The sequence below is a fragment of the Amycolatopsis methanolica 239 genome (genome assembly GCF_000739085.1).
GTDB classification, from domain to species: domain Bacteria; phylum Actinomycetota; class Actinomycetes; order Mycobacteriales; family Pseudonocardiaceae; genus Amycolatopsis_E; species Amycolatopsis_E methanolica.
The window spans coordinates 1646427-1659940 of record NZ_CP009110.1 but is presented as its reverse complement, the minus strand read 5'-3'; the positions used below and the strand labels follow the sequence as shown (position 1 = coordinate 1659940).

Below are 13514 nucleotides of genomic sequence, written 5' to 3'. Positions count from 1 at the left end.
GATCACGCCGCCGCGGCGAGCACCGCCTGCTCGACCCGCTGCCGCCACGCTGGGTCCAGCTTCCCGCCGCGCGGGGACACGGCGAAGGAGTCCACGACAGCCGCGCCGAGCGTCGCGACCTTGGCCCACTTCACCTCCGCGCCGCACGACTGCAGCGCGCCGGCGACCCGGTACAGCAGGCCGATCCGGTCGGTGGCCCGCAGTTCCAGCACGACCGTGTTCGGGCCGCTGGTCTCGTCGTCGAACCACAGCACCTTCGGCTTGGCCGACACCCGGGTCGGCTGGTAGTCCCGTTCCTTCGCCGCGAGCTTCGCCTCCAGCGCGAGCCCGCCTGCGACCGCCCGCGCGAACTGTTCGCGCAGCAGCGCCGGATCGGGCAGCGAACCGAACTTCGGGGACGCGGTGAAGATCCCGGCCCGTCCGGTGTCGTGGCCGCGCAGGACCGCGGTGTGCACCTCCAGCGAGTGCAGCGCGAGCACCCCGGCCGCGGGGGCCAGCAGGTCGGTGCGCGCGGGCGCGGCGACCACCACCGTGGCCATCTTGCCGTCGTGTGTGATCAGCACTTCGCTGCGCCCGGACGCCACCGCCGAGGCGACCAGCTCGCGCCGGCGCGAGTCGAGCGGCTCCGGCGGGCTGAACCCCTTGCCCTGCACGACTTGCCTGCACCGGTTGACCAGGTTGGCGACCAGCCCGGCCTTCCAGTCGGTCCACATGCCGGGCCCGGTGGCCAGCGAATCGGCCTGGGTCAGCGCGTGCAGCAGTTCCAGCAGGACCACGTCGTTGTCGACGGTCTTGGCCACCCGCGCGACGGTGCTCGGCTCCTCGATGTCGCGCCGGGTCGCGGTGTGCACGAGCAGCAGGTGGTGGCGCACCGCGGCCGAGACGAGCGCCGCGTCCGAGTCGGGCAGCCCGATACGACGGGCGACCTGCAACGAGATCGCGGCGCCCAGCTCGGAGTGGTCGGCCTCGCGGCCCTTGCCGATGTCGTGCAGGAGCGCGGCCAGCAGCAGCAGATCCGGCCGGGACACCGTGGTGGTGAGTTTCGCGGCCTCGACCGCGGTCTGCACGAGGTGCCGGTCGACGGTCCACTCGTGCACCGGCTCCCGTGGCGGCAGGTCGCGCACCGCGCCCCACTCCGGGAACAACCGCGCCCACAGGCCGGTGCGGTCCAGCGCCTCGACGGCGTCGATCAGGCCCTCGCCCGCACCGAGCAGTTCGGTGAGCGAGTCCCGCGCGTCGGGCGGCCACGGTGTGCGTAGTTCCGGCGCCGAATCGGCGAGCGTGCGCAGGGTGCCGTGGGAAATCGGGGTGCGGGTGCGGGCGGAGGCGGCCGCGACGCGCAGCAGCAGCGCGGGGTCCTTGGCCGGGACGGCGTCCCTGGCCAGCGCGACCTCGTTCCCGTGCAGCACCACACCGTCGTCCAGCGGGGTGCGGCTGGGACGGCGAGAGAAGCGCCCGCGCGGCACCTCGGCTGTGGCGCGCAAGGCGACGTCGACCGCGTACCCGACCGCGCGCCCGGCGCCGGAGAGCTTGCGCGCCAGCGTGAACCGGTCGCCGAACCCGAGTTCGGCCGCCACCAGCTCGGCGTCCACACCGGACAGTACGTCCCGGTCGCGCCGCAGTTCGCGCCGCATCTCGGTGCGCACGTCCAGCAGCAGTTCCCTGGCCTGGCGCAGTTCCTCGCCCGGCCGGTCGGTGAGCTGGGCGACGGCAAGCGCCTCCAGCACCCCGAGGTCACGCAGACCGCCCCGGCCGTACTTGAGGTCGGGTTCGGCGGACTGGGCGATCTCCCCGCTGCGCTGCCAGCGCTGACGGGTCGACTCGGCCAGCTCGGGCAGGCGTTTGCGCGCGGTGCGGCGCCACTGGTCGCGCGCCGCCGTGGCGAGCCTGCCGGTGAGCTCGGCGTCCCCGGCGATGTGCCGGGCGTCGAGCAGTCCCATCGCGGTCCGCAGGTCTTCCGAGGCGACCTGGAGGGCCTCCCCCGGCGTGCGGACCGAGTGGTCGAGGCCGATGCGCGCGTCCCACAGCGGGTACCACAGCGCGTCGGCGATTTCGGCGATCCCGGGGTGCTGGTTGTGGACGAGGACGAGGTCCAGGTCCGAGAAAGGCACGAGTTCGCGGCGGCCGAGGCCGCCGACGGCGACCAGCGCGACACCGGGTTCGGCGGTGTCCACGCCGGCCGCCGCGGCGGCCTTGCTGAGCCAGAACTCGTACAGGTCCACCAGCGCGGCGCGCAGTGCCGACGCACCGAGCCTGCCGTGCCGGCCTTCCAGCAACCGGTTCGCCGCCTTGGCGAGTTCCCCCCCGACGACCATCCGCTTTCCTAGGTTGTGTTTCGAAGTGGCGGAGCCACTTGCGGTGCGGGACTCAGCCCGCACCGCCGCGGGTTCTGAGGTGGCTCCTGGCGAGGCCAGCGCCGACATGGTGATTGGCATTCATGCGGAGGCGATCCCGGAGCCAGGGGCCGCCTCAGGTTCCGCCACCCGCACCGCCACGCGAATCACTTCGGGACAAGAGCTAGAGCGCGTCCGTGCCGCGCTCGCCGGTACGGACGCGGACGACGGTCTCGACCGGGGTGACCCAGACCTTGCCGTCACCGATCTTGCCGGTGTGGGCGGCGTTGACGATGGCCTCGATGACCTTCTCGACGTTGGCGTCGTCGGTGAGCACCTCGACCCGCAGCTTGGCCACGAAGTCGACGGCGTACTCGGCGCCGCGGTAGACCTCGGTGTGGCCCTTCTGCCTGCCGTAGCCCTGCACTTCGCTGACGGTCATGCCCAGCGTGCCCAGCTGCTCCAGCGCGGCGCGGATGTCGTCCAGCGTGAACGGCTTGACGATGGCGGTGATCAGCTTCATGCCTTGCTTCCTTCCAGTGCCGCCCCGTCCTTCGACGGCAGCGGAGCGGGGGACGATCCACTGTGGCCGCCGATGCTGCCGCCCACGAAGTCGTACGCGCTCTCCGCGTGCTGAGCCTCGTCGATTCCGCTGATCTCGTCCTCCTTGCTGACCCGGAAACCGCCGGCGACCTTGATGATCCCGCCGATGATGAAGGTCAGCACGAACGAGTACACCAGCACGGCGCCGGCCGCGGCGGCCTGCCTGCCCAGCTGCGTGAACCCGCCACCGTAGAAGAGGCCGTCGGCGCCGAGCGAGTTGACGCTGGTGGTGCCGAAGAAGCCGATCAGCAGCGTGCCGACGAGGCCGCCGACCAGGTGCACGCCGACCACGTCGAGCGAGTCGTCGAAGCCCAGCTTGTACTTGAGGCTGACGGCCAGCGCGCAGACGGCGCCCGCGATGACACCGATCGCGATCGAGCCGAGCGGCGTGACGAAACCGGCGGCCGGGGTGATGGCGACCAGACCGGCGATCGCACCGGACGCGGCGCCGAGCGTGGTCGGCTTGCCGAACCGCAGCTGCTCCACGATCAGCCAGCCGAGGACGGCGGCCGCGGTGGCAACGGTCGTGTTGGTGAAGGCGACACCGGCGAGGTCACCGGCGCTCAGCGCGGAACCGGCGTTGAAGCCGTACCAGCCGAACCACAGCAGGCCCGCGCCCAGCAGGACGAACGGCACGTTGTGCGGGCGGCCGGTGTCGCGCGGCCAGCCGCGGCGCTTGCCGAGGACCAGCGCCAGCGCGAGACCCGCCGCACCGGCGTTGATGTGGACCGCGGTGCCACCGGCGAAGTCCAGTGCCTTGAGCTTGTTGGCGATCCAGCCGCCGGCCGCGTCGGGGCTCATGAAGCCGTCGAACGCGAACACCCAGTGCGCCACCGGGAAGTACACGATCGTCACCCACACCACGACGAACAGCGCCCAGCCCCAGAACTTGGCGCGGTCGGCGATGGCGCCGGAGATCAGCGCCGGGGTGATGATGGCGAACATCAGCTGGAACATGGCGAACACGAGCATCGGGATGCCGTCGCCGCCCGGCCAGGGGATCTCCGGCGTCGTGTCGGTAGCCGCGGTGGCGAAGCCGACCAGCTGACCCCAGGTGTCCGCCATGCCCGCGTGGCTGAAGTTGCCCAGCAGCCCGCTGAACGCGTCGTCGCCGAAGGCCATCGTGAACCCGTAGAGGCTCCACAGCACGGCGACGATCGCCAGGCAGATGAAGTTCATCATGAGCATGTTCAGGACGCTCTTCACGCGGACCATGCCGCCGTAGAAGAACGCCAACCCTGGTGTCATGAGCATGACCAGCGCGGCGCTGGCCAACACCCATGCGGTGTCTCCTGCGTTCAGCACATCGTCCTCCCGTACACGAGATATTGACGGGGAGTTTTCGATTCCCGTGTTTCACGACGACACTTCGCACGTTTCCCGTGGGTGAACTGTGCCGCCGCTCTTGTTACGAGCACGTTTCGCGCGACCAGGGCTGATATGTCCGGTCACGAAACGTCGGCGTCGAATACCGGCCGTCACCGGTGACGTTGGATGAGCCCGCCGGTGTGATGAGATGTGGGGCATGACCAGGCCCGCCACGCTGCCCGGCGCCGTCGTCGCGGCGTTGCGGTGCCCGCTGTGCGCGTCCGCCTTCGCCCTCGACGGGCGGTCGCTGCGGTGCCCGTCGCGGCACTCGTTCGACCTGGCGAAACAGGGGTATGTGAACCTGCTGCACGCCGGCATCCCGGCGGGCACGGCCGACACCGCGGAGATGGTCGCCGCGCGGGTGGCATTCCTGGGCGCGGGGCACTACGACGGGTTGCGGGATCTGTTGGCGCAGGTCGCCGCGGGCACCGGCGGTGACGGCCTGGTGGTCGACGCGGGCGCCGGGACGGGTTACTACCTCGCCGGCGTGCTCGATCGGCTGCCGGACGCGGCGGGGCTCGCGCTGGACGTTTCGGCGGTCGCCCTGCGACGGGCCGCGAAGGCGCACGCCCGTCTGGGCGCGGCGGTGTGGAACCTGTGGGAGCCGTGGCCGGTCGCGGCGGAGACGGCTTCGGTGGTGCTGAACGTGTTCGCGCCACGCAACGCCGCCGAGTTCCGGCGGGTACTGCGGCCGGGCGGGACTTTGCTCGTCGTGTCGCCCGAACGGGGGCACCTGGCCGAACTCGCGGCGGTGGCGCCGGTTCTCGACGTGGATCCGCGGAAGGAAGAACGTCTCGACGCCGCGTTGTCGGAGCATTTCGAACTGGTGTCGCGCCAGTCGCTGCGGGACCGGGTGACGCTGGAACCGGACGATGTCCGCAACGCCGTGCGGATGGGGCCCACCGGGCACCACCCGGAGCGCCTCGCCGCGCTCGACGGCGTGACCGGGCCGGCTGCGGTGACGCTCGCGTTTTCGTTGTCGGAGTACCGGAGGACCGCATGACAGCCGTGCCGGCGACCGCGATCACCGACCGGGACTGGCTGTCCGCGCAGCTGCGCCTGGCCGCTGGGCTGTACGGCGACGCGGCACCGGTCGTGCTGGGGACGATCTGGTGGTACTCGGTGTCGGCGGTGCTGGTGACACCCGCGCTGGACCCGCTGGTGGCGACCGGGCGCGCGATGGACCCGGCGCTGGAGGCGGTGACGCTGGACGTGGTGCCCGACGGCCGGGTGCTCGACGCGCGGTCGTCGCGGCCGCTGGGGTCCGATGTGGACGAGATCGGCAAGGCGCTGGCCGGGTCGCTGGACGCCGGGATCGCCGCCGTGGCCGAGGTCAGCGGCGCCGGAACCCGCGCGTTGTGCGCGATCGCGACCGATTCGATCGCGAACGTCCTGCTGTGGGCCGGGAAGGCGGCCGGCGACCCGGCGCGTGGGGTGGCGCTGGCGGAGCCGGTGGTCGCGGCGGTCGGCGACCACCTCCCCCGGCCGAGGTTCGTCGAGGTCGGCGGCGCCCCGGTGGTGCGGCGGGCGTCGTGCTGCCTGATCTACCGGACGGGCGGCGCGCCCAAGTGCGTCAGCTGCCCACGCCAGACGCCGGCGGAGCGGGCGGAGCGGCTGCGCCTCACGTTCGGCTGAGGAACTCGTCCAGCAGCTTGTTGACGGTGTCCGGCACCTCGGCGGCGACGAGGTGGGCCGCGTCCTCGATGACGACCAGTTCGGCGCCCGGGATGGCGGCGGCCATCTCCTCGACCTCGCCGGGCGGGTAGGTCGCGTCCTCCCGGCCGCCGATGACCAGCACGGGCGTGCTGATCGAGGCGAGCAGCCCGCGCTGGTCCGGTCGCCGGGACACGACGCTGGTCACCGCGTGCGCCACGGACCGCGGGTCGTTGCGGCGGGCGAGGTCGAGGACGCGGGCGACGACCTCGGGCCGGGTGCGCAGGGAGGTCGGCCCGAGGAACGCCTTGACCACCGACCGGGTGAGCGGCGGGCGGATGCCGCGCAGGAGCCGCACCGCCGCCACGAGCACCGCGTACTCGGCCTGCTGACGGGCCGGGGCCGCGGAGGCGGTGCCGTTCATCAACGTGCTCGTGAGCACCCGGTCCGGGTGGCGCGCGGCGAAGGTGGCCCCGACCATCGCGCCCCAGGAGTTGCCGACGAAGTGCGTCCGCTCGAACCCGAGTGCGTCGAGGATCGCGAGGACCGCGGTGGCGCACTCGTCGAGTGTGAAGGTCCGGGTGAGCGGGCTGCTCGCCCCGTGCCCCGGTGGGTCGAGCGCGATGGTCGTGTAGCGCCCGTGGCCGGGACTCGCCGAGGCGACCCGCCCGCCGACCTACTTCCCGCTGATCACGATGGCCGAGCGGGACGCGCTGGCCGGCGGGGCCGCCGACCCGGGCCTGCTCGCCCAGCGGGCCGCCGACGGCGTCCGGACCATGGGCGGCGCGCTCGTCGGCCGGCTGCTCGTGGCCGCGCTCGAACGCGAGGTCGACATCGTGGCCGGCACCCCGGTGACCGGGCTCGAACCCGGCTGGACCGTCCGGGCGGGCCGCGAGATCCGCGCGTCGGCCGTGGTCCTCGCCTCCGGCGGGTTCGAGTGGAATCCCACGCTGCGGGAGGCGTTCCTGCCCTTCCCGGTCACCCCGATCAGCGCGCGGAGCAACACCGGTGACAGCCTGGTCCTCGGGTTGCGGGCGGGCGCGGCGGTCGGCGACATGACCGCGGTGTGGGGCGTGCCGGTGCTCACCCCGCCCACCGCGCGCTACGACGGACAGCAGTCCGGCCGGATGGGCAACGTCGAGATGACGCTGCCCGGTTCGCTCACCGTGACCGCCGCCGGACGCCGGTTCGTCAACGAGGCCACCAACTACCACGACCTCAACCGCGCGTTCGGCCCGATCGGCTCGCGCGCGTTCCTCGTGTTCGACCGCGCCTACCTGGACCGCTACCCCGTCGCCGGGTGCTCCGGTCCGCAACCGTGGATGGTCCAGGCGGACACCGTGGCCGGGCTCGCGGCGGCCGCGGGAATCGATCCGGCTCTCGTCGAGACGGTCGAGGCGTTGCGTTCAACGCGGCCGCGCGTCGTGGCGAGGACCCGGAGTTCGGCCGCGGTCAGAGCCCGCGGGACCGCCACCTCGGCGACCCGGCGGTCACCCCGAACCCGTGCCTCGCTCCGGTCGAGACCGCGCCGTTCTTCGCGGTGCCGGTGCACGCCGGAGTGCTCGGGACCGCGGGTGGCCTGGCGACCGACGGGAACGGCCAGGTGGTCGACCACGACGGCGCGCCGCTCCCGGGGCTGTACGCGGTGGGCAACTGCGCGGCGACCCTGTTCCACGACGCCTACCCGGGCGGCGGCGCGACGCTGGGCTCGGCGGTCGTGCGGGCCTACCGGGTCGGACAGCATCTGGGATCGCTGGCCCGGTCCGCGGAACGGGAGGTAGCGTCGGCCGGGTGAGTGAGCGCAGCTGGGGCTTCCGCACCCGCGCCCTGCACGCCGGCGGGTCTCCCGATCCGGTGACCGGGGCGCGGGCGGTGCCGATCTACCAGACCACGAGTTTCGTCTTCGAGGACGCGGCCGACGCGGCGAACCTGTTCGCGTTGCAGAAGTACGGGAACATCTACAGCCGCATCGGCAACCCGACCGTGGCGGCCTTCGAGGAGCGCCTCGCCAGCCTCGAGGGCGGCATCGGCGGCGTCGCGACCAGCAGCGGGCAGGCCGCGGAGTTCCTCACGTTCGCGGCGCTGACCGAGGCGGGCGACCACGTCGTGTCGGCGAGCGGGCTCTACGGCGGCACCGTCACCCAGCTGGACGGGACGCTGCGCCGCTTCGGCGTGGACACGACCTTCGTGACCGGCGACAGCCTCGACGACTACGCGGCCGCGATCACCGACCGCACCCGGCTGATCTTCACCGAGGTCATCGGCAACCCGAGTGGCGGCATCGCGGACCTCGCCGGGCTCGCCGACCTCGCGCACAGTCACGACATCCCGCTGGTGGTCGACGCGACGCTCGCGACGCCGTACCTGTGCCGCCCGATCGAGCACGGCGCGGACATCGTGCTGCACTCGGCGACGAAGTTCCTCGGCGGGCACGGCACCACGCTCGGCGGGATCGTCGTCGAATCGGGCACCTTCGACTGGGGCAACGGGAAGTTCCCGCGCATGACCGAGGTCGTGCCCAGCTACGGCGGCCTCAAGTACTGGGAAAACTTCGGCGAGTACGCGTTCTGCACCCGGCTGCGCGCCGAGCAGCTGCGGGACATCGGCGCGGTGCTGTCGCCGCACTCGGCGTTCCTGCTGCTCCAGGGCGTCGAGACGCTGCCGCAGCGGATGGACGCGCATCTCGCCAACGCCAAGGCGGTCGCGGAGTTCCTGGACGCCGACGACCGCGTGGCGTGGGTGAGTTACGCCGGGCTGCCCGGGCACAAGCACCACGAGCTGGCGAAGAAGTACCTGCCGCTCGGGCCGGGCGCGGTGTTCTCGTTCGGCGTCAAGGGCGGGCGCGCGGCCGGGGAGAAGTTCGTCGAGTCCGTCGAGCTGCTGTCGCACCTGGCGAACGTCGGCGACGCCCGCACACTGGTCATCCACCCCGCCTCCACCACCCACCAGCAGCTTTCCGACGAGCAGCTGAAGGCGGGCGGCGTCGGACCGGACCTGATCCGGCTGTCCGTGGGGCTGGAGGACGCCGAGGACATCCTGTGGGACATCGACCAGGCCCTGACCGCGGCGGTGAAGGCCGCATGAGCCTGGAGACGACCGTGCCAGCCGGAGCCGTCCGGTCGGAATCGCCCCTGTCCTGGTCCCCACCGACGGCGCGCGAGCGGCTCGCGCTGCTGTCGCGGACGAAGTCGGTGACGATCGTGGGCGCGTCGGACAACCCGGCGCGGCCGAGCTACTTCGTCGCGACCTACCTGCTGTCCTCCAGCGAGTACGAGGTGCACTTCGTCAACCCGCGGCTGTCGTCGCTGCTGGGCCGTCCGGTGTACCCGTCGCTGGCCGACGTGCCGGGCGAGCCGGACCTGGTCAGCGTGTTCCGCAAGCACTCCGACCTGCCCGAAGTGGCCGAGGAAGTGATCAAGGTGGGCGCTCGGACGCTGTGGCTGCAGCTCGGCCTGTGGCACGAGCCGGTAGCGCGGCGGGCGAGCGAGGCGGGGCTCGACGTGGTGATGAACCGGTGCGTGAAGATCGAGCACGCGCGCTTCGCGGGCGGGTTGCACCTGGCCGGTTTCAACACCGGGGTGATCTCCTCGCGGCGGCGGTTGAAACCCTGATCCCTCGCCCACGGAAGCGATCCGGCGCGACTAACCCGCCACCGCGGACGGCCGTTCGTGTCAGACTCGGTGGTGTGGCGGGAAGTTCCCCGTGCGGAGGTGGGTGCTGGTGATGGCGAACGGTGTGCAGGTGACCTACGTCGGCGGCCCGACACTGCTGCTGGAGGTGGGTGGCAAGCGGTTCCTGACGGACCCGACGTTCAGCCCGGCCGGCGTGCACGAGCCGACGCCGGGGCGGCCGCTGACGAAGACGGAGGGCCCCGGCCTGTCCGCGGCCGAGATCGGCCCGGTCGACGCGGTGCTGCTGTCGCACGACCAGCACGCGGACAACCTCGACCCGGACGGCCGCCGGTACGTCGAGGAGGCCCTGCTGACGCTCACCACACCGAGCGGCGCGCGCCGTCTGGGCGGCACCGCGCAGGGGCTCGCGCCGTGGCACCAGCTGCACATCGGGCCGGTCGCGGTGACCGCCGTGCCTGCCCAGCACGGGCCGAAGGGCAGCGAGGAGCTGACCGGTGAGGTCATCGGTTTCGTGCTGACCGGCCAGGACCTGCCGACGGTGTACGTCAGCGGGGACAACGCGTCGCTCGACGTGGTGCGGGACATCTCCCGCCGACTGCGGCGCCTGGACCTGGCGGTGCTGTTCGCCGGCGCCGCGCGCACGTCCCTGTTCGACGGCGCCCCGCTGACCCTGACCAGCGAGGACGCCGCCGAGGCCGCCCATGCGCTGCGAGCGCGCAACATCGTGCCCGTGCACACCCGCGGGTGGGCCCACTTCAGCGAGGGCCCCGACGAGGTGCGGAAGGCGTTCGCCGGGGCGGGGTTGAGCGACCGGCTGCACGTGCTGGAACCGGGCGAAAGCACGCATATCAGCTGATGCGTTCGGGATCGCCTACGACACGGTGGTGTTCTCGCTGCACGGCCACTGGCTCAGCGGACACGTGCTCCAGGGGCGGGCGGGGCACGCATGGTGACGCCCCTGTCCCGCCGCCCGGAGGACCGCGCGCCAGGCGCGCCGTCAGCCGGCGCTCTCGGTGAACCTCCGCTCGAAGTCCGTCCGGCCCCGCTCGGTCAGCGCGCCCCACAGGCGCAGCCGCGCCATGCCGCCGTCCGGGTAGATGTCCAGGCGCACCTCGCTCAGCTCGCGTGGCTCCGGGACCAGGAACCGGTGCCGCGTGTCGGGCTGGAGGCGGGTCCTCGGCAGCACCTCGAACCACGAACCGTCCAGCCGTCCGCTCAACGACGCCCAGCCCGGCGCGTTGCCCTTGAAGTGCGTCGTGTCCAGCTCGGCCAGCCGCGGCACGCCCGCGCCGGCCAGTGCGACCGACACCCAGTCGTTGCCGTCGCCGCGGCGGCGGGCCGTCTCCCAGCCCTCCCCCATCACGGCGGCGGAGCCGGGCGAGATCAGGTTCGACGGCGACGAGTAGAACATGTTCGAGCAGCCCACGACGCGCGCGCCGTTCTCCAGCGCCGCCAGGTCCAGGGACGCCGGGTCGACCAGCCGCGGGTCCGCCACCGGCGCGCCGTGCACGCGGAACCGCGCGACTCCGCCGTCCGGGTGGATCGACAGCCGCACGTGCGTCCAGCGCCGCCGCGACGACACGGCGAAGAAGTTCTCCGAGTCCCCCGCCAGCGGCGACTTCGGCACCAGCGGCGTCCACTCCAGTTCCGCCAGCTCCGCCGGGCTCGGGTACCCGTCGACGGCGACCGCCTCCACCGACGCGAACGGCGGGTAGTTGCCGGTGAAGAACGCGGTGTCGACGACCACCCCGGTCACCACCCCGGGCAACCCGAGCCGCACGATCGCCTGGTCCACGCCCGGCTCCCGGCGCCGCCGCGTCTCCCAGCCGTCGTAGATCTGCCCCTTGTGCCCGAAGTTCCACGGCCGGAACTCCGCGGGCCCTGGCTTGATCAGGTTCTCCCGCTCGGCGAAGGCCTCGTCGTTGGCCCACACCACGCTGCCGCCGACCCGGCGCGACGCCAGATCCGGCTCATGAGTCCACTCCGGACGCTCGGTCAACACTATCCTCGATTCAGCAACTCGCCCCGCGGATCGTCCCCGGTGACTTCCTGGCCCCGCAACCACGTCTGCCGCACGACACCGCGCAGCGGGCTGCCGTCGTAGGCGCTCACCGGGTTCCGGTGGCGCAGCTTCGAGACGTCCACGACGAACTCCTCGTCCGGCGCGAACGCGCAGAAATCCGCGTCGTAGCCGACGGCGATGCGTCCCTTGCGCGTCATCCCCGCCAGTTCCGCCGGTCGCGTCGCCATCCAGCGCACCACGTCCGCCAGCGTGTGCCCGCGCCGCGCGGCCCCGCTCCACACCGCGGGCAGCCCGACCTGCAGCCCGGCGATCCCGCCCCACGCCTCGCCGAAGTCGCCGCTGTCGAACCGCTTCAGCTCCGGCGTGCACGGCGAGTGGTCGCTCACCACGCAGTCGATCACGCCGTCGGCCAGCCCCTGCCACAGCCGCTCGCGGTTGCCTGCCTCGCGGATCGGCGGGCAGCACTTGAACTGCGTCGCGCCGTCGCGGATCTCCTCCGCGGTGAAACTGAGGTAGTGCGGGCACGTCTCGACCGTCAGCGCGACCCCCTCGGCGCGGGCCGCCGCGATCATCGGCAGGGCGTCCGAAGAGGACAGGTGCAGGATGTGCGCCCGCGCCCCGGTGCGCCGCGCCAGCTCGATGACCCGCGCGATCGCCCGGTTCTCGGCCTCGGGCGGCCGCGACGCCAGGAACCCCGCGTAATGCGGGCCGTGCGGTCGCGGCGCCGCCTCGATCGTCGGCGCGTCCTCGGCGTGCACGATCATCGGCGCGCCCAGCCCGGCGAGGATCCGCAGGTCCGCCTCCAGTTCGGCGTCGTCGAGCGGCGGGAACTCGTCGACGCCCGAGTGCAGCAGGAAGCACTTGAACCCGAACACCCCGGCCTCGTGCAGGGCCGCCAGTCGCCCGCCGTTGCCGGGGATCGCGCCGCCCCAGAAGCCGACGTCGACGTGCACCCGCCCGGCCGCGGTCTTCCGCTTCACGTCCAGCGCGTCCGGGTCGACCGTCGGCGGCAGGCTGTTCAGCGGCATGTCCACGATCGTGGTGACCCCGCCCGCCGCGGCTGCGCGGGTGGCCGTCTCGAAGCCCTCCCACTCGGCGCGGCCGGGGTCGTTGACGTGCACGTGCGTGTCGACGAGCCCGGGCATCAGGACGACGTCCTCCCCCAGCTCGACGACCCGGTCACCGGACAACGCGCGGCCAGGTTCGACGGCCGTGATCCGTCCTCTGTCGACACCGACCGAGCACGGCCCGTCGCCCGCGGCCGTGATCGCGCGCCGCGCCCGGAAGACCAGTTCCACCCGGCACTCCTTTCGTCCGCTTCCAGTCTCCCCGCCCGTACGGTTACCGTGCGGACGTGGAACTGCAAGCCGAGTTCACCACCGAACCGTTCCGCGGCGAGGGCGAGCCGCCCGAGCACGCCGTCCTGGCCAGGGCCGCCGCCGAAGAGGCCGGCCTGTCCGTGGACTTCGGCCCGCTCGGCACCACCGCCCGCGGCGACGCGGACGCCCTGCTCGGCGCGCTCCCGGCCATCGCGCGCGCGGCGCTGGACGGCGGCGCGAACCGCCTGACCCTGCAGCTGTCCACGCCGACCGCCGGCCGTGAACCGGCCGGCGCGCCGCCCACCACGCTGGAGCGGCTGATCGCGGACGTCGAGCGGGAGCTCGGCTGCAGCCTGGCCGACCTGGACCGGCCCGGCAAGCAACGAGCCGTGCGCCTGCTGGAGGAGCGCGGCGCGTTCGCCATGCGCAGGGCCGCACCCACCATCGCCGAAGCACTCGGCGTCACCCGGTTCACGGTCTACAACTATCTCAACCGCGAGCCATGATTTCAACAAATTGTTGACGCTCGTCGAACACGACCGTAACGTCCATTTCCCAGAATCGGCAGCACCGTGATCCGGAG

12 protein-coding genes and 2 pseudogenes are annotated in these 13514 nt (G+C 72.7%); 8 read left to right on the top strand and 6 right to left on the bottom strand.

Annotated elements, in window-relative coordinates:
- Nucleotides 1-2: 2 nt before the first annotated feature.
- The 3 genes from AMETH_RS08115 to AMETH_RS08105 all read right to left on the bottom strand — a co-directional run bounded on the left by AMETH_RS08115 (nucleotide 3) and on the right by AMETH_RS08105 (nucleotide 4241).
- Nucleotides 3-2315 (bottom strand): [protein-PII] uridylyltransferase, encoded by a 2313-nt coding sequence (locus tag AMETH_RS08115; protein ID WP_017987571.1) that lies wholly within the window; start codon nucleotides 2313-2315, stop codon nucleotides 3-5.
- Nucleotides 2316-2517: 202 nt separating this feature from the next.
- Nucleotides 2518-2856 (bottom strand): P-II family nitrogen regulator, encoded by a 339-nt coding sequence (locus AMETH_RS08110; RefSeq protein ID WP_017987570.1) that lies wholly within the window; start codon nucleotides 2854-2856, stop codon nucleotides 2518-2520.
- A complete protein-coding gene (locus tag AMETH_RS08105; RefSeq protein WP_051079508.1) occupies nucleotides 2853-4241 on the bottom strand; it encodes an ammonium transporter in 1389 nt (462 codons plus the stop codon). The genes AMETH_RS08110 and AMETH_RS08105 overlap by 4 nt, the downstream gene beginning before the upstream one ends.
- A gap of 220 nt (nucleotides 4242-4461) precedes the next feature.
- Here AMETH_RS08105 and AMETH_RS08100 point away from each other — a divergent pair, with 220 nt between their 5' ends.
- Nucleotides 4462-5307: a putative RNA methyltransferase gene (locus AMETH_RS08100; protein ID WP_017987568.1), complete on the top strand. Its 846-nt coding sequence runs from the start codon at nucleotides 4462-4464 to the stop codon at nucleotides 5305-5307.
- On the top strand, nucleotides 5304-5939 hold the full coding sequence (locus AMETH_RS08095; protein ID WP_017987567.1) for a (2Fe-2S)-binding protein: 636 nt from the start codon (nucleotides 5304-5306) through the stop codon (nucleotides 5937-5939). The genes AMETH_RS08100 and AMETH_RS08095 overlap by 4 nt, the downstream gene beginning before the upstream one ends.
- On the opposite strand, the pseudogene AMETH_RS08090 reads toward AMETH_RS08095, so the two are convergent.
- Nucleotides 5926-6588: pseudogene (locus tag AMETH_RS08090) on the bottom strand (alpha/beta fold hydrolase); the annotation flags it as partial. The gene AMETH_RS08095 and the pseudogene AMETH_RS08090 overlap by 14 nt on opposite strands.
- Before the next feature lie 64 nt (nucleotides 6589-6652).
- Here AMETH_RS08090 and AMETH_RS42425 point away from each other — a divergent pair.
- The 5 genes and pseudogenes from AMETH_RS42425 to AMETH_RS08070 form a co-directional block, all read left to right on the top strand.
- Nucleotides 6653-7312, top strand: a pseudogene (locus tag AMETH_RS42425) (FAD-binding protein); the annotation flags it as partial.
- Nucleotides 7258-7752, top strand: a complete 495-nt coding sequence (locus AMETH_RS42420; RefSeq protein ID WP_410468247.1) for an FAD-binding protein — start codon at nucleotides 7258-7260, stop codon at nucleotides 7750-7752. The pseudogene AMETH_RS42425 and the gene AMETH_RS42420, both read left to right, overlap by 55 nt.
- The gene (locus AMETH_RS08080; protein ID WP_017987564.1) at nucleotides 7749-9041 is read left to right on the top strand and encodes an O-acetylhomoserine aminocarboxypropyltransferase/cysteine synthase family protein; all 1293 of its coding nucleotides are present in this window, start codon (nucleotides 7749-7751) and stop codon (nucleotides 9039-9041) included. The genes AMETH_RS42420 and AMETH_RS08080 overlap by 4 nt, the downstream gene beginning before the upstream one ends.
- Complete coding sequence (locus AMETH_RS08075; RefSeq protein ID WP_017987563.1) at nucleotides 9038-9568, top strand: CoA-binding protein; 531 nt, start codon at nucleotides 9038-9040, stop codon at nucleotides 9566-9568. Before AMETH_RS08080 ends, AMETH_RS08075 begins: the two co-directional genes overlap by 4 nt.
- 103 nt (nucleotides 9569-9671) lie before the next feature.
- Nucleotides 9672-10445: an MBL fold metallo-hydrolase gene (locus AMETH_RS08070; RefSeq protein ID WP_017987562.1), complete on the top strand. Its 774-nt coding sequence runs from the start codon at nucleotides 9672-9674 to the stop codon at nucleotides 10443-10445.
- Nucleotides 10446-10586: 141 nt separating this feature from the next.
- On the opposite strand, the gene alc is transcribed toward AMETH_RS08070, so the two are convergent.
- Entirely contained in the window at nucleotides 10587-11591 is a 1005-nt protein-coding gene (alc, locus tag AMETH_RS08065; protein WP_017987561.1) for an allantoicase, read from the bottom strand.
- Nucleotides 11591-12910 (bottom strand): allantoinase AllB, encoded by a 1320-nt coding sequence (gene allB / locus AMETH_RS08060; protein ID WP_017987560.1) that lies wholly within the window; start codon nucleotides 12908-12910, stop codon nucleotides 11591-11593. Before allB ends, alc begins: the two co-directional genes overlap by 1 nt.
- 56 nt (nucleotides 12911-12966) lie before the next feature.
- Between allB and AMETH_RS08055 the strand changes: the two genes are divergently transcribed.
- Complete coding sequence (locus AMETH_RS08055; RefSeq protein ID WP_017987559.1) at nucleotides 12967-13437, top strand: helix-turn-helix domain-containing protein; 471 nt, start codon at nucleotides 12967-12969, stop codon at nucleotides 13435-13437.
- The last annotated feature ends 77 nt before the right edge of the window (nucleotides 13438-13514 follow it).

What these genes read in the sequence shown, in the direction of transcription:
- AMETH_RS08115 (WP_017987571.1), bottom strand. Translation starts at nt 2,315, where the DNA reads ATGGTCGTCGGGGGGGAACTCGCCAAGGCGGCGAACCGGTTGCTGGAA.
- AMETH_RS08110 (WP_017987570.1), bottom strand. Translation starts at nt 2,856, where the DNA reads ATGAAGCTGATCACCGCCATCGTCAAGCCGTTCACGCTGGACGACATC.
- AMETH_RS08100 (WP_017987568.1), top strand. Translation starts at nt 4,462, where the DNA reads ATGACCAGGCCCGCCACGCTGCCCGGCGCCGTCGTCGCGGCGTTGCGG.
- AMETH_RS08095 (WP_017987567.1), top strand. Translation starts at nt 5,304, where the DNA reads ATGACAGCCGTGCCGGCGACCGCGATCACCGACCGGGACTGGCTGTCC.
- AMETH_RS08075 (WP_017987563.1), top strand. Translation starts at nt 9,038, where the DNA reads ATGAGCCTGGAGACGACCGTGCCAGCCGGAGCCGTCCGGTCGGAATCG.